The organism is Variovorax boronicumulans (assembly GCF_009811375.1).
GTDB classification, from domain to species: Bacteria; Pseudomonadota; Gammaproteobacteria; order Burkholderiales; family Burkholderiaceae_C; genus Variovorax; species Variovorax boronicumulans.
Map to the genome: position 1 here is coordinate 3234008 of NZ_BKDH01000001.1, position 13783 is coordinate 3247790.

The 13783-nt window shown below is 68.7% G+C and carries 14 protein-coding genes; 9 read left to right on the top strand and 5 right to left on the bottom strand.

What is annotated here, in order from left to right; genetic code table 11:
* Nucleotides 1-72 precede the first annotated feature (72 nt).
* Nucleotides 73-957: a LysR substrate-binding domain-containing protein gene (locus VHAB30_RS14845; protein ID WP_062482221.1), complete on the top strand. Its 885-nt coding sequence runs from the start codon at nucleotides 73-75 to the stop codon at nucleotides 955-957.
* A gap of 14 nt (nucleotides 958-971) precedes the next feature.
* Here the strand turns inward: VHAB30_RS14845 and xerD are convergent, their stop codons facing one another.
* Entirely contained in the window at nucleotides 972-1886 is a 915-nt protein-coding gene (gene xerD, locus VHAB30_RS14850) for a site-specific tyrosine recombinase XerD (RefSeq protein ID WP_070059540.1), read from the bottom strand.
* Nucleotides 1887-1953: 67 nt separating this feature from the next.
* Nucleotides 1954-2928, bottom strand: a complete 975-nt coding sequence (locus VHAB30_RS14855) for a tripartite tricarboxylate transporter substrate binding protein BugE (RefSeq protein ID WP_070059541.1) — start codon at nucleotides 2926-2928, stop codon at nucleotides 1954-1956.
* Nucleotides 2929-3044: 116 nt separating this feature from the next.
* Here VHAB30_RS14855 and VHAB30_RS14860 point away from each other — a divergent pair, with 116 nt between their 5' ends.
* Entirely contained in the window at nucleotides 3045-3962 is a 918-nt protein-coding gene (locus VHAB30_RS14860) for an AEC family transporter (protein ID WP_070059542.1), read from the top strand.
* A gap of 678 nt (nucleotides 3963-4640) precedes the next feature.
* On the opposite strand, the gene VHAB30_RS14865 is transcribed toward VHAB30_RS14860, so the two are convergent.
* Nucleotides 4641-5390: a sulfite exporter TauE/SafE family protein gene (locus tag VHAB30_RS14865; protein WP_062472938.1), complete on the bottom strand. Its 750-nt coding sequence runs from the start codon at nucleotides 5388-5390 to the stop codon at nucleotides 4641-4643.
* Nucleotides 5391-5430: 40 nt separating this feature from the next.
* Nucleotides 5431-6681 carry an MFS transporter gene (locus VHAB30_RS14870; protein WP_159277520.1) on the bottom strand — a complete coding sequence of 417 codons (1251 nt, stop codon included), beginning with the start codon at nucleotides 6679-6681 and terminating at the stop codon, nucleotides 5431-5433.
* A gap of 89 nt (nucleotides 6682-6770) precedes the next feature.
* Here VHAB30_RS14870 and VHAB30_RS14875 point away from each other — a divergent pair, with 89 nt between their 5' ends.
* The 7 genes from VHAB30_RS14875 to VHAB30_RS14905 all read left to right on the top strand — a co-directional run bounded on the left by VHAB30_RS14875 (nucleotide 6771) and on the right by VHAB30_RS14905 (nucleotide 13319).
* Entirely contained in the window at nucleotides 6771-7664 is an 894-nt protein-coding gene (locus VHAB30_RS14875) for an AraC family transcriptional regulator (RefSeq protein WP_235926665.1), read from the top strand.
* Between the two features lie 65 nt (nucleotides 7665-7729).
* Nucleotides 7730-8416: a phosphatase PAP2 family protein gene (locus VHAB30_RS14880; RefSeq protein ID WP_159277521.1), complete on the top strand. Its 687-nt coding sequence runs from the start codon at nucleotides 7730-7732 to the stop codon at nucleotides 8414-8416.
* A gap of 165 nt (nucleotides 8417-8581) precedes the next feature.
* The gene (locus VHAB30_RS14885; RefSeq protein ID WP_062472943.1) at nucleotides 8582-8824 is read left to right on the top strand and encodes an acyl carrier protein; all 243 of its coding nucleotides are present in this window, start codon (nucleotides 8582-8584) and stop codon (nucleotides 8822-8824) included.
* A complete protein-coding gene (locus VHAB30_RS14890; RefSeq protein WP_159277522.1) occupies nucleotides 8821-10038 on the top strand; it encodes a beta-ketoacyl-[acyl-carrier-protein] synthase family protein in 1218 nt (405 codons plus the stop codon). The genes VHAB30_RS14885 and VHAB30_RS14890 overlap by 4 nt, the downstream gene beginning before the upstream one ends.
* A gap of 122 nt (nucleotides 10039-10160) precedes the next feature.
* A complete protein-coding gene (locus VHAB30_RS14895; protein WP_159277523.1) occupies nucleotides 10161-10613 on the top strand; it encodes a DUF2501 domain-containing protein in 453 nt (150 codons plus the stop codon).
* Nucleotides 10614-10672: 59 nt separating this feature from the next.
* Nucleotides 10673-12403: a SulP family inorganic anion transporter gene (locus tag VHAB30_RS14900; protein WP_159277524.1), complete on the top strand. Its 1731-nt coding sequence runs from the start codon at nucleotides 10673-10675 to the stop codon at nucleotides 12401-12403.
* Nucleotides 12404-12434: 31 nt separating this feature from the next.
* Nucleotides 12435-13319: a LysR family transcriptional regulator gene (locus tag VHAB30_RS14905; protein ID WP_070059579.1), complete on the top strand. Its 885-nt coding sequence runs from the start codon at nucleotides 12435-12437 to the stop codon at nucleotides 13317-13319.
* Nucleotides 13320-13329: 10 nt separating this feature from the next.
* Here VHAB30_RS14905 and VHAB30_RS14910 read toward each other — a convergent pair whose 3' ends face one another.
* Nucleotides 13330-13743 carry a GFA family protein gene (locus VHAB30_RS14910; RefSeq protein ID WP_159277525.1) on the bottom strand — a complete coding sequence of 138 codons (414 nt, stop codon included), beginning with the start codon at nucleotides 13741-13743 and terminating at the stop codon, nucleotides 13330-13332.
* Nucleotides 13744-13783 lie beyond the last annotated feature (40 nt).

The window sequence follows — 13783 nt, forward strand, 5'->3', positions numbered from 1 at the left end:
ACTCATATCGATCAAATTCAAATTTTTTCGATGATCTATATACTGAACCTATAGATCAGAAAGGCTCCCGCGATGCGCCTCACCCAGCTGCGTTCCTTCTATGCCGTGGCCCGCGAAGGCAGCTTCACGCGGGCCGCCGAGCACCTGCACGTGAGCCAGCCCACCATCACCACGCAGGTGCGCTTTCTCGAAGAGGCCTACCAGGTCGAGCTCTTTCACCGGCGCGGCCGGCGCGTGCAGCTCACCGAGATCGGCGAACAGCTGATGCAGCTCGCGCAGCAGATCTTCAGCCTCGAAGGCGATGCGGTGGCGCTGCTCGGCGACGCCGGCAAGCTGCGCACCGGCCACCTGCGCGTGGCGGCCGTGGGCCCGTACCACGTGACCAAGATGCTGGTCGACTTCAGCCTGCGCTACCCCGACGTGAAGGTCACGGTAAGCACCGGCAATTCACAGGACGTGCTCGACCGCCTGCTCGACTACAGCGCCGACGTCGGCGTGCTCGCGCAGCTGGTGCGCGACGACCGGTTTCTGTCGGTACCCTTCAGCCAGCACCCGGTCGTGATGTTCGTGCCCTCCACACACCGCTTCGCGAAGCGGCGCAACATCCGGCTCGCCGAGCTGCAGGGCGAGCGGCTCATCCTGCGCGAGCAAGGATCGACCACGCGCAAGGCGCTCGAACTGGCGCTCGCGAAAGCCAAGGTCGAGGTCGACGTGGTGATGGAGATCAGCAGCCGCGAAGTGATCCGCGAAGCCGTGGCGCAAGGCCTGGGCATCGCGGCCGTGTCGGGCGTGGAGTTCGTGCCGGGGCCCAACCTGCACATGGTCGGCTTCAGCGACACCGAAATTTTTACCTACGCCCACGTGCTGTGCCTGGCCGAGCGGCGCGAGATGCGCATGGTGAGCGCCTTCTACGACACACTGGTGCCCGCCATCGAAGCGCGCAAGCGCAAGAGCTGAGAACGAAGGCTGCGTCAGCCGCGCGGATGGTGCGCCGCGTGCAGCTGCTTCAGGCGCTCGCGCGCCACGTGCGTGTAGATGGTGGTGGTCGAGATGTCGGCGTGGCCCAGCAGCAGCTGCACCGCACGCAGGTCGACGCCGTGGTTCAGCAGGTGGGTCGCGAAGGCATGGCGCAGCGTGTGCGGCGACAGCGGCACGTGGATGCCGGCAGCCGCAGCCTGCTTCTTCACGATGACCCAGAACATCACGCGCGTCATGCCCGCGCCGCGTGCGGTCACGAACAGGTCGGGCGTCTGCTGGCCGTCGAGGATCACGGGGCGCGATTCGTCGAGGTAGCGCTCGATCCAGCGCCGCGCCTCGCCGCCGAAGGGCACGAGGCGCTCCTTGTTGCCCTTGCCGAGCACGCGCAGCACGCCGTCGTTGAGGCTCATGTCGATCGCCTTCAACGCCACCAGCTCGCTCACGCGCAGGCCGCTCGCGTACATCAGCTCCAGCATGGCGCGGTCACGCAGGCCGAGCGGGCTCTCGACATCGGGCGCGGCCAGCAGGTCGTCGACCTGCTTCTCGGACAGCGTCTTGATCGCGCGCGGCATCTGTCGCGCGGGCATGAGGCGGATGCTCGGGTCGGCCGTGATGCGCCGCTCGCGCAGCGCCCAGCGGTAGTAGCGCTTGAACACCGTGAGCCGGCGGTTCGCCGAGGTCGCCTTGCCCTTGGTGGACAGGCGCACGCCCATGTAGGCCTGCAGGTCGGTCTCGCGCGCGGCGTCCAGCCCCATGCCTCCGCGCTGCTCACGCAGCCACTGCGCGAACAGCGCGAGGTCGCGGCGGTAGGCGGCCAGCGTGTTCTTCGACAGCCCGTCCTCGAGCCAGAGGGCGTCGATGAAGGTGTCGATGTCGGCGGTGGGGGGAGCGGCGGCGGCCTCGGTCATGCGGTGCAAGATAACAAAAGAAAAAGCCGCCCGGAACGCGGGCGGCCTTTGTGGGAAGCGAAGCCGGTCAGTCGAGCTTGAGGTTCTGCTTCTTCACGACCTGCTTGTACACGTCGAACTCGGCCTTGATCTGCGCGGCGAACTGGTCGGGCGTGTTCGCCACGATCAGCGAGCCGGTGTCTTCGATGCGCTTCTTCACGGCCGGATCTTCCACCGCCTTCTTCACGCCGGCGTTGATCTTGTCGACCACTTCCTTCGGCAGGCCCTTGGGGCCAAGGATGCCGTAGTAGGCCATGCGGTTGACCGGCTCCAGGCCGACTTCCTTGAAGGTCGGCACGTTCGGCAAGCCCGCCACGCGTGTCGGCGCCGACACCACGATCGGCACCAGGCGGCCGCTCTGGATGAAGGGCATCGCCGAGGGCAGGTTGTCGAAGATGATCGGCACCTGGCCGGCCACCACGTCGTTCAACGCCGGGCCCGCGCCGCGGTACGGGATGTGCGTGACGAAGGTGGTCGTCAGGCTCTTGTACAGCTCCATCAGCAGGTGGCCGATGCCGCCCGTGCCCGACGAGGCGTACGAATACTTGCCCGGGTTCTTCTTCAGCTCGGCCACGAACTCGGCGTAGTTCTTGGCCGGGAAGCTCGGGTTCACCGCGATCACGTTCGGCGTGGCCGCGATGTTGATGATCGGCGTGAAGTCGGTGATCGGGTCGTACGGCGTCTTCGGGTTGATGGCCGGGTTGGCCGCCGTGCTCGACACCGTGGCCACGCCCAGCTTGTAGCCGTCGGCCGGTGCGCGTGCCGTTTCGGCCGCGCCCACGATGCCGCCGCCACCGGCGCGGTTGATCACCACCACCGGCTGGCCCAGCACCTTGCCCAGCGGGTCGGCGATCACGCGCGCCACGATGTCCGTCGTGCCGCCGGGTGCGAACGGCACGCTCAGTTCGACCGGCTTGGTGGGATAGCCCTGCGCGAAACTCTGGCCTGCCACTGTGACCAGCGCGGCAGCGCCCACGAACGCGCTCCATTGACGACGTTGCATCGATAACTCCTTGACTTGACGGAACCGGCCGGGGCGGCCGGAAAAAAGCGAAGCCCGGATGCTAGCGGGTCGGGGCTTTCCGTCATGCTGTGGAATACCCACGGTTGTGCCGGTTTATGCTCGAAGCGGTGAACTACGCGCAGCTGCTCTTCCCCGATTTCTCCCTCATCGCCATCGGCTGGCTCCTGTGCCGCTACACCGCGCTCGACCGCCGCGTGTGGGACCAGGTCGAGAGCCTGGTGTATTACTTTCTATTTCCCGTCCTGCTGTTCCATTCGATCGTGCGCAGCCCGCTCGACTTCGGTGCGACCTCGAGCCTGCTGACCGCGGGCGTCGGCGTCGGGCTGGCCGGTATCGCGATGGCCTACGCCCTGCCCTTCGTGCCGGGCCTGCGCTCGCACATCGACCGGCACGACCACGCCGCCAGCGCGCAGATCGCGTTCCGCTTCAACTCGTTCATCTGCCTGGCGCTGGCCGAGCGGCTAGCCGGGCCCGAGGGCCTGCTGCTGATCGCGGTGCTGATCGGCGTGTGCGTGCCGATGTTCAACATCGCCGCCGTGTGGCCGATGACGCGGCATGCGCAGACGGGCTTCGTGCGGCAGCTGGTGCGCAATCCGCTGATCGTGGCGACGCTGGCGGGGCTGCTGGCCAATGTGCTGGGGCTCACGGTGCCTGGCTGGTTGACGCCGACGCTCACGCGGATCGGGGCTGCGTCGCTGGCGTTGGGGCTGCTGGCGGCGGGGGCGGGGATGCAGTTCGCGACGTTGGGGCGGGGGAAGGTGTTGGCGGTGTCTGTGCTGGCGATACGGCATTTCTTCTTGCCGCTCGTGGCTTGGGGGTTGTCGCTTGCACTGAAGCTGGACGCTACGCAGGCTTCGGTGTTGATGGCTTTTTCTGCTGTGCCGACCGCTTCGAGTGCTTATGTGCTGGCGGCGCGGATGGGATACAACGGGCCTTACGTGGCGGGGCTGGTCACGCTGTCTACGATCTTGGGGGTGGTTAGCTTGCCATTTGCGCTGGCTCTGCCTCGGTAGTTGGTGGTCTTTTGGGTTTGCTTCCCGGGGCCGGGTCTCGCCCCGGCGGGCGACCTACTTTTCTTTGCTTCGCCAAAGAAACGTAGGCAAAAGAAAGGCGACCCTGCTGTCTGCGTCCCTACGCTTCGCTTCGGGCAACCTGCGGTGCTCGCGTTTCGCGGGGTCTCGCCCAAACTCGCTTCGCTCAAACAAGGGCGAGCCCTGATCCGCGAAACGCTGCGCTCCTCGGCGCATACAGAAGGGGTTGGGATACCAGCGGGCCATCGCTTCGCTCGGCCAGTGGGCCGCAGCAGGCGCTTCGCGCCTGCTGCGGCTGGGATTGGTGGCGGTGCGTGCGCAGCGCGTGTGGTTGCGAGCGCAAGCGCGGATACAAGCACGGGATTCGGCTGTTGGAAATTCCCGGGCCGAGCGAAGCGACGGCCCGCCCGGTGTCAAAGCCCCTCTGGCTGCGCCGAGGAGCGCAGCGTTTCGCGGATCAGGGCTCGCAGCTGTTTGAGCGAAGCGAGTTCTGCGAGACCCCGCGAAACGCGAGCACCGCAGGTTGCCCGCAGCGAAGCGAAGGGTCGCAGACAGTGGGGTCGCCTTTTCTTTGCTTACTTTCTTTTGGCGAAGCAAAAGAAAGTGAGTCCGCCGCCGGGCGGAACTCCCGGCCCCGGAAAGCAAACCCACGCGCCAAGTTCAACGAGCCAGCAAGGCAGGCAAAGCCGAAGCCAACATAGCAACCCCAGACAACGTCAACAAGCTCAACACGATCTTGCGAAACGCCGCTTCACTGATCCCGATGTAAAGCCGCGCCCCCAGCAACACCGGCACAGCAACAGCCGCCGCGACCAACACCAGCAACGGCAAAACCGACCGCCCGATGCTCCCGCTCGCCACATGCACCGCAAAGGCCACAGCCAGCATCGAGAGATTGAAGTTCTGGATCACAGCACGTTGCGTGTCACGCTGGAAACCCCGCAGCGTGCACCACAACGTAGGCACGACACCCGAGAAGCCGCCGATGCCCGCCATCACACCGCCGATGGCACCCGCAACGCCGTCCGCCGCGCGACCGCCAAAAGTGATCTTCGGCAAGTGCTGCGACATCAGCATCGCCGGGCACCACAGCACCAGCAGCGTGCCCAGGCACACCTTGAACAGCACGATGTCCAGGTGCGGCAGCAGCCAGACACCGAAGGGCACGCCGACCAGCCCGCCAAGCACGAAGGGCCAGAGGATGCGCTTGTCAAAAGTCCGCCGCACCGTGAGCGCCGCGATCACCTGCCCCGTCAGCGCCCCGAACAAGGCGAGCACGGCGGCCAGTTGCGGCTCCAGCGTCCAGGCCCACACAGACATCGCGACCATGCCGAAAGCAAAGCCCGACAGGCCCTGCACGAACCCCGCCAGCACAGCGCCGACGATCACATAGACATACAAGGCTTGCATGCGGCCGATGATAGGGGGCCGCCCCTCGCGCCCAAGTGGCTTACGCCGACGCAGGCACCAGCGCCGTGCGCCGCACGCGCCGCACATTGAAGGCGCTGGCGATCAGCACGCCCTGCACCAGCGCCAGTCCCACGATCACGCTCGTGTACTGGCCGTGGTCCATCAGCCGACCGAACACCAGCGGCGCCACGGCCTGCCCGATGTCCAGGCCCGCGTACACCACGCCGTAGACGCGCCCGGTCGCATTGGGCGGCGTCGACTTCTTCACCAGCAGGTCGCGCGACGGGCCGGCGATGCCCGAGACGAAACCCATCGCGCCGAACAGCACCGGCACCATCACCGGCGGAAACTGTGCAAAGGCCAGCACCAGCGCCAGCGCCGCCGCCACGCCGAAGCCCGCGCCCACGATGCGCTCGCAGCGCGACGGATCGGAGGCCAGGAAGCCGCCCACCACCATGCCGGCCGCGCTCGCCACCATGTAGACCGTGAGGCACACCGCCACCAGCGCCACAGGCACGGCGTGCAGATGGCCGGCCGCCACGGGCGCGAAGGTCTGCACCACGCTGATCACGGCGGCGTAGAAAAAGAAGAAGCCGAAGCACATCCACACGGCCGGGATGCGCAGGAAGTCGAACTCGCCGCCCACCGGTGCGGGCTCGCCCTGCCCCGTGGCCTTGTGCACGGCCGCAGCATCGAGCGCCAGCACGCTGCGGTAGATCCACAGGATCAGCAGCACCACGATCGCCACCACGCCGGCGGAGGCCAGCGCCACGCGCCACGAGAAGGCGATGGCGATCGGCACCACGAAGGCCGGCGCCAACGCCCAGCCCAGGCTGCCGGTGATGCCGTGCACGCTGTAGGCATGGCCCAGGCGCGTGGGCGCGACCTTGCGGTTGAACAGCGTGTAGTCGACCGGGTGGAACACGCCGTTGCCGATGCCGCCGACCACGGCGCAGGCCAGCAGCATCCAGTAGCTCTGCGCCATGGCATAGCCGAAGGCCGCGAGCCCCAGCGCGCCCAGCCCGACGAACAGCACCGGGCGCGGGCCCAGCTTGTCGACGATGAAGCCCGAGGCCGCCTGCACGATGCACGAGACCACGAAGAACACGGTGAGCACCGCGCCGAGCTCGACATAGCTCACCTGGAACGCGTCCTTCAGCCACGGGAACAGCGGCGCCAGGATGAGCTGGCTGAAATGGCTCACCGCATGCGCCAGGCCGACCAGTCCGATCAGTTGGGCGTCGGTGCGCAAAGTGGTGGCGGGAACGGCTGTCGAGGAAGTGGATGACATGGATTGCTACAAAAAACCGGTGCGGGCACCGATGCTATGCGGCACCGACGCGGCAGAATGGCGATACAGCGACAACATTTGTCGAAACCATGCCAAGCGCCGTTCCCCCTCACGCTCCGCCCGCTCCCGAGCCAGCCACTCCCGCCAAGGCGCGCGGCACGCCCACCGCGCCGACCAACAGCGTGGGCCCGCTCACGCCGCACCTGTACGCCCCCGACGCGGTGCGCCCGCTGCGCGCCAAGGAACATTTCCTGAGCGCCGACACGCTGGTCGAACTGCACGAGCACCCGTGGCCGCAACTCACGTTCTCGACGCGCGGCGTGATCCGTTTGAGTACGCAGGACGGCAGCTACATCGTGCCGCCGTCGCGCGCGCTGTGGGTGCCGGCCAACATGCCGCACAGCATCACGCTGATCGAAGACGCCGAGCTGCGCACCGTCTACCTGCACGCCTGGATCGCGCCCACCTGGGAGAAGTGCGAGGTGCTCGAGATCAGCCCGCTGCTGCGCGCCCTGATGCTCGCGCTCGACACCACGCCCGATGGCCTGCCGCCGGCCGACCCGCACGCGCCGCAGCGCGAACGCATGATCGCGCCGCTGCTGGTCGACGAGGTCGAGCGCGCCACGCAGATCCGCATCGACGTGCCGCTGCCCTCCGACAAGCGCCTGCGCCAGCTGTGCGAGACGCTGCTGCGCAACCCGGCCGACCGCGCCACGCTGGCCGAACGCGCCGCCGCCATCGGCGCCAGCGAGCGCACGGTGGCGCGGCTGTTTCGCGACCAGCTCGGCATGAGCTGGCAGCAATGGCGCCAGCAGGCCGTGATGGCGCACGCGCTGCCGCTGCTGGCGCGTGGCATGGCCGTGAGCCAGGTGGCGTCGGCCAGCGGCTACGCCACCGACAGCGCCTTCTGCGCCATGTTCAAGGCAGCCACGGGGCGCTCGCCCACCTCGTTCCAGCACCGCAAGCGACCGGCCACCCTTTGATGCCGCAGGGCATGGGCGGGGCACGCCATGGTGCTCTGGCAAGATCGGCGACCGACACCGACACCATGCACTCACCGATCCCCCTGCACATCGCGGCCGAGGCCAGGCCTGCAACGTGGACCGCCGACATCTGGCTGCGCATCCGCCGCCATTTCCTGCTGAAGGCGGTCGGCACCACGGCCTTCACCTGGCTGTTCTTCATCGGCTACTTCCACCTGCTGCGCAACCCGGCCTTTCCGGTCACGGTGATGCCGCTGACGGCGCTGGACCACCTGATTCCGTTTCAGCCCTACACGCTCGGCGCCTACCTGTCGCTGTGGGTGTACGTGGGCGTTGCGCCGGGGCTGCAGCTCACCTTTCGCGAGCTGGTGGTCTACGGGCTGTGGATCGGCGCGCTGTGCCTGAGCGGCCTGGGCCTCTTCTACTTCTGGCCGACGCAGATCCCGCCGCTGGACATCGACGTCTCGGGCTACCCCGGCTTCGCGATGCTGCAGGGCGTGGACGCGGCAGGCAACGCCTGCCCCTCGATGCACGTGGCGGTCGCCATCTTCACCGCCGTGCGCCTGGCCGACGTGCTGCGCGCGGCGCGCACGCCGTGGCTGTTGCAGGCGATCAACTGGGCCTGGTTTGCCGCCATCGCCTATTCCACGCTGGCCGTCAAGCAGCATGTGGTGCTCGACGCGGTGGCCGGCGCGCTGCTCGGGCTGGCCTTTGCGCTGCCCTCGTTGCGCTGGCGCCCCGGCCCCCGTTGATCCGGGGCCGCCCCGAGGATTTCCCTAAGGTCGAAGCGGATATCATCAATCACCATTGATCATCAACACAGGCCGAACGAGGAAGGGATCGACCCCGTGGCCCGCCACCCGCAAGGGACAGGCAGCCCATCGATCAACGGCGGCACAAGACGACAGGCATCGCAGATGAGTTCGCTGAAGGAATTGCAGGACCTGATCCACGAGAAGTACGGCATCGAACCGTCCAAGCTCGACCCCCACGCCTCGATGCGTGAAACCGGCGGACTCGATTCGCTGGCACTGGCCGAATTCCTGTTCGCCATCGAAGACCATTTCGGCATCACCATGCCCGACGACGACGCGAGCATCGACACCCTGGCCGAGCTCGCGCAGCTGGTCGACAAGGTCCGGGCCGCCAAGACAGCGTGAGCACGCACGAAGTCGCCGTCACCGGGCTGGGCGTCATGGCGCCGCATGGCGACGCGCCCGACGCGCTGTTCGATGCGCTCTTGCAGGGCCGCTCGGCCATCGCACCGGTCTTTCCCGAACTCCCCAAACCCGCCGCCGCCGCCACGGTCGCCTTCGACGAAACGCGCTGGTTCACCAAGCTGCAGCTCGCGGGCGTTGACCGCGTGAGCCAGCTGGCCGTGGCCGCCGCCGACCTCGCCCTGCGCGATGCGGGCCTGGCGATGAGCGATGCCGGCATCGATGCCGAGCGCGTCGGCGTCTACGCCGGTTGCGGCATGGGCGGCGCCGCCGCGCTCGAGGCCGCCTACCGCGGCAACGGGCGCGTCTCGCCGCTCACCATTCCCGCCTTCATGCCCAACGCGCCGGCCGCCCACGTGGCGATGCGCAACGGCGTGCTGGGCCCGGTGCTCACGTACTCGGTCGCCTGCGCCTCGTCGTCGGTGGCCATCGCCGAGGCCGCCAAGGCGGTGCAGCGCGGCGAGGTCGACATCGCCATCGCGGGCGGCAGCGAAGCACTCATCGTCCCGGGCGTGGTGCTGGCCTGGCAGGCCATGCAGACGCTGGCCGGCTTCCAGCCCGGCGAAGCGGCCGGCGCGGTGCGCCCCTTTGCCACCGACCGCAGCGGCTTCGCACTGGGCGAAGGCTCGGCCTTCCTCATTCTCGAATCGGCCGAGCGCGCCCGCGCGCGCGGCGCCCGCCGCTACGCCACGCTGGCCGGCTGGGGGCTGAGCAGCGACGCCACCCACCTCACCAAGCCCGACGCACCGGGCCAGGCCCGCGCCCTGCGCGCCGCGCTGCGCCAGGCCGGCCTGCAGCCGCGCGACGTGGGCTACTGCAACGCCCACGGCACGGCCACGCGCATCGGCGACGTGGTCGAGCGCAACGCGCTGGCCGAGGTCTGGGGCGCCGACTTCGACGCCCTGCGCGTCAGCTCGACCAAGGCGCTGCACGGCCACATGCTGGGCGCGGCCGGGGCCATCGAGGCGCTGATCACCGTGCTGGCGCTGCACCGGCGCGAGCTGCCGCCCAACGCGAACTGCCATGAGGTCGACCCCGACTGCCGGATGAACCTCGTCGCCCCCGGCGACAGCGCCGCCCCCGGGCTCGAGGCCGCCATCAGCAACTCCTTCGCCTTCGGCGGCACGAACTCCGTGCTGCTGTTCCGCCGAGGCTGAACTGCGTGCTCTTGCGGGCCGTGCGCCCCCTGCGGCGCTGTGCCCCGCGCGATAGAGACATTCCGGGCTCTCCGGTATGCTGGTGGGCGCTTCTCCCCCCATGTCCGTCCCAGGAGGCCACCATGCACGTTCGCTCCACATTCGTCGCCCTCGCCCTGCTCGCCGCAGGCGCTTCGGTGCAGGCCAACAACCTGCTCGACCAGCTGAAAGAACAGGCCGGCGCGGCGGTCAACTCGCAGGGCAGCAACAGCAGCGGTGGTGGTTCGGCGCTCAGCAACCTCAGCCTCGGCGGCTTCAAGATGCCCGCCATCGGCTCCAGCACCATCGGCAGCGCGGCCGGCGTGCTCGAGTACTGCGTCAAGAACAACTACCTCGGCGGCGATGCCGCCTCCGTCAAGGACAAGCTGCTCGCCAAGATCACCGGCCAGAAGAAACAGGAAAACGACTTCGCGAGCGGCGCCAAGGGCCTGCTCAAGGGCGGCGACGGCAAGTCGCTCAACCTCAAGGGGCTGTCGTCGAAGGTCAAGGAAAAGGCCTGCGACTACGTCCTGAAAAACGCGACCTCACTGATCTAGGCTCTTTCTCTCTCCCGCTCTCCGCGCGCGGCGTGCCCGCCGTGCGCGCGCCCCGCTTCATGAATCCGGCTTCCCCCTCCTCTTCCCCCGCTCCGTCTCTTCGCCAGCGCCTCGCACGCTGGGTTCCCTGCCTCGGCTGGCCCCGCCCGTCCGCCGCGCTGCTGCGCAACGAGGCCATGGCCGGCATCACCGTCGCGCTGATGGTGCTGCCGCAGGGCGTGGCCTATGCGGCGCTGGCCGGCATGCCGCTGGTCACGGGCGTGTATGCGGCGCTGTTCCCGGCGCTCATCGCCGTGATGTTCAGCTCGTCGCAGCGGCTATCGGTGGGGCCGACCGCGCTCACCAGCCTGCTGGTGGGCGCGTCGCTCGCGCCGCTGGCGGTGGCGGGCAGCGACGAATGGGTGGCGATGGCGGTGTGGCTCACGCTGATGTCGGGCGCGATCCAGATCGTGCTCGGCGCGGGGCGCTTCGGCTGGCTGCTGCGGCTGGTCAATTCGCCGGTGCTGATCGGCTTCACGCAGGGCGCGGCGGTGCTGATCGCGATCTCGCAGCTGCCCGCGCTGCTGGGCTTCACGGGGCGCACCATCCCGCAGGTGCTGCAGGGTGGGCCGCTGCCCGACCTCACGGCCATCGCCTTCGGCCTGGGCAGCATCGCCGTGCTGTGGCTCGGCAAGCGCTGGGTGCCGCGCTTTCCGACCACGATGGCGCTGGTGGCCGGCGCCGCGGCCATCAGCTGGAGCATCAACTACGCGCTGCGCGGCGGCGCCGTGGTGGGCGCCCTGCCCTCGGGCCTGCCCTCGTTCTACTGGCCCGGCCTGCTGCCGGCGCACACCTTCAGCGCGCTGGTGCTGCCCGCGCTGATGATCACGCTGGTGAGCTTTCTCGAAACGGCGTCGAGCGCCAAGGTCGACAACGGCCGCGCCGGCACGCTGTGGAACGAAAACCAGGACCTGATCGGACAGGGCCTGGCCAAGCTGGCCTCGGGCTTCACGGGGTCGTTCCCTACCAGCTCGTCGTTCTCGCGTTCGGCCATCACGCTCTATGCGGGCGCGCAGACCGGCTGGGCGGCGCTGTTCAGCGTGGCGGTGGTGGCCGGCGCACTGCTGTGGCTCATGCCGCTGCTGTACCACGTGCCCCAGGCGGTGCTGGCGGCCGTGGTGGTCACGGCCATCCTCGGGCTGGTGAAGCCATCGAGCTTCACGGCGCTGTGGCGCATCTCGAAGCTGGAAGCCGGCATCGCCTTCGGCACTTTCGTGCTCACCATCGCCACCGCGCCGAGCATCTACTGGGGCGTGCTGGGCGGCCTGCTCGCCAGCCTGGCGCACTACATGTACCGCCACCTGCACCCGCGCATCATCGAAGTGGGCCTGCACCCCGACGGCAGCCTGCGCGACCGCCACCTCTGGAAGCTGCCGCCGCTCGCGCCGCAGCTGTATGCGGTGCGCATGGACGCCGAACTCGACTTCGCCTCCGCCTCCACGCTGGAGCGCGCGCTCACGGTCGCGCTGGCCGAGCGCCCCGACCTGACCGACGTGTGCCTGTTCGCACAGCCGATCAACCGCATCGACATCACCGGTGCCGAGGTGTTCGGCTCGATCCGCCGGATGATGGAATCCAAGGGCGTGCGCCTGCACCTGAGCGGCATGAAGCTGCCGGCCATGCAGGTGCTGGAACGCGCGGGCCTGCTGGCGCCGGGGCCGATGCTCTTCAGCTACCGCACCGACGCCGAGGCGCTGGCCGCGCTGATGCCGCGCATCGACATGCCCGAAGAGGCCGAAGCCGCGGCCTGACCGCGTCCTTCTCTTCGCAGACGCGGGCGCCATGAAAACCACCATCGAAGAACTGGTCGCCTTCCGCGCCGTGGTGGACACCGGCTCGATCACCGCCGCGGCCGACCAGCTGGGCCAGACGGTGTCGGGCATCAGCCGCGCACTGAGCCGGCTCGAGCAGAAGCTCGGCACCACGCTGATGCGCCGCACCACGCGGCGGCTCGAGCTCACCGAGGAAGGCGCCGCCTTCCTGCAGCGCACGCGCGCCATCCTCGACGCGATCGACGACGCCGAGGAGCACATGGCCGCGCGCCGCCAGCAGCCGGCCGGCCGGCTGCGCGTGAACGCAGCCTCGCCTTTCATGCTGCACGCCATCGTGCCGCTGGTGCCGGAGTTCCGCCGGCTCTATCCGCAGATCAGCTTGGAGCTCGACACCGACGACCTGCCCATCGACCTGCTGGAGCGGCGCACCGACGTGGCGATCCGCATCGGCCCGCTGCGCGACTCCACGCTGCACGCGCGCCCGCTCGGCACGCACCGGCTGCGCGTGCTCGCAAGCCCCGCCTACCTCGAGGCCCACGGCAAGCCGCGCAAGGTGGACGAGCTGGCCGGGCACGCGCTGCTGGGCTTCACGCAGCCCGAGTCGCTCAACCGCTGGCCGCTGCGCGGCGTGCACGGCGACGAATGGACCATCGCGCCCACCGTGGTCGCGTCCAGCGGCGAGACGCTGCGCCAGCTGGCGCTGGCCGGCGTGGGCATCGTCTGCCTGTCGGACTTCATGACCGCCGCCGACCGCGCCAGCGGCGCGCTGGTGCAGGTGCTGCCCAAGGACACGGTCGACGTGCGCCAGCCCGTCAACGCCGTGTACTACCGCAACACGCAGCTGTCGGCGCGCATCACTTCGTTCCTCGATTTCCTGTCGCAGCGGATGGGCTGACCGGCTGAGTTCAGCCCGGCGGCATCCGCTCGAACTTCGGCAGCGCCGGGTCGAGGAAGTCCCAGGCGTGCCCGCGCACCGCGTACGTGACCGCCTGCGGCCGGTAGCGTCCTGGGTCGTCCAGGCTGGCGGCATGCACGGTGAAGACGCCGGGCATCGCCGCGAAGGTCATGTACACGGGCGAGCCGCAGGTCGGGCAGAACGCGCGCGTCTTGATGTTGCCGCTGTCGCCCTTGAGGCTCCACAGCGTGGCCTCGCCCGTCTGCTTCACCTCGGCGCCCGCGAAGCTGAGGTACGAGCCGTGGCCCGTGCCGCTCTTGCGCTGGCAGTCCAGGCACTGGCAGTCGTTCTGGAACACGGGTTCCCCTGAAATCTCGTAGCGGATGGCGCCGCATGCGCAACCGCCGGTGTAGGCCGGGTTCATGGTTCTTGTCCTTTCGAAGTGGTGAAGGGCAATCTAGCCG

Coding starts and splice junctions, on each gene's coding strand:
- VHAB30_RS14845 (WP_062482221.1), top strand. CDS start 73: ATGCGCCTCACCCAGCTGCGTTCCTTCTATGCCGTGGCCCGCGAAGGC.
- xerD (WP_070059540.1), bottom strand. CDS start 1,886: ATGACCGAGGCCGCCGCCGCTCCCCCCACCGCCGACATCGACACCTTC.
- VHAB30_RS14855 (WP_070059541.1), bottom strand. CDS start 2,928: ATGCAACGTCGTCAATGGAGCGCGTTCGTGGGCGCTGCCGCGCTGGTC.
- VHAB30_RS14860 (WP_070059542.1), top strand. CDS start 3,045: ATGCTCGAAGCGGTGAACTACGCGCAGCTGCTCTTCCCCGATTTCTCC.
- VHAB30_RS14865 (WP_062472938.1), bottom strand. CDS start 5,390: ATGCAAGCCTTGTATGTCTATGTGATCGTCGGCGCTGTGCTGGCGGGG.
- VHAB30_RS14870 (WP_159277520.1), bottom strand. CDS start 6,681: ATGTCATCCACTTCCTCGACAGCCGTTCCCGCCACCACTTTGCGCACC.
- VHAB30_RS14875 (WP_235926665.1), top strand. CDS start 6,771: ATGCCAAGCGCCGTTCCCCCTCACGCTCCGCCCGCTCCCGAGCCAGCC.
- VHAB30_RS14880 (WP_159277521.1), top strand. CDS start 7,730: ATGCACTCACCGATCCCCCTGCACATCGCGGCCGAGGCCAGGCCTGCA.
- VHAB30_RS14885 (WP_062472943.1), top strand. CDS start 8,582: ATGAGTTCGCTGAAGGAATTGCAGGACCTGATCCACGAGAAGTACGGC.
- VHAB30_RS14895 (WP_159277523.1), top strand. CDS start 10,161: ATGCACGTTCGCTCCACATTCGTCGCCCTCGCCCTGCTCGCCGCAGGC.
- VHAB30_RS14900 (WP_159277524.1), top strand. CDS start 10,673: ATGAATCCGGCTTCCCCCTCCTCTTCCCCCGCTCCGTCTCTTCGCCAG.
- VHAB30_RS14905 (WP_070059579.1), top strand. CDS start 12,435: ATGAAAACCACCATCGAAGAACTGGTCGCCTTCCGCGCCGTGGTGGAC.
- VHAB30_RS14910 (WP_159277525.1), bottom strand. CDS start 13,743: ATGAACCCGGCCTACACCGGCGGTTGCGCATGCGGCGCCATCCGCTAC.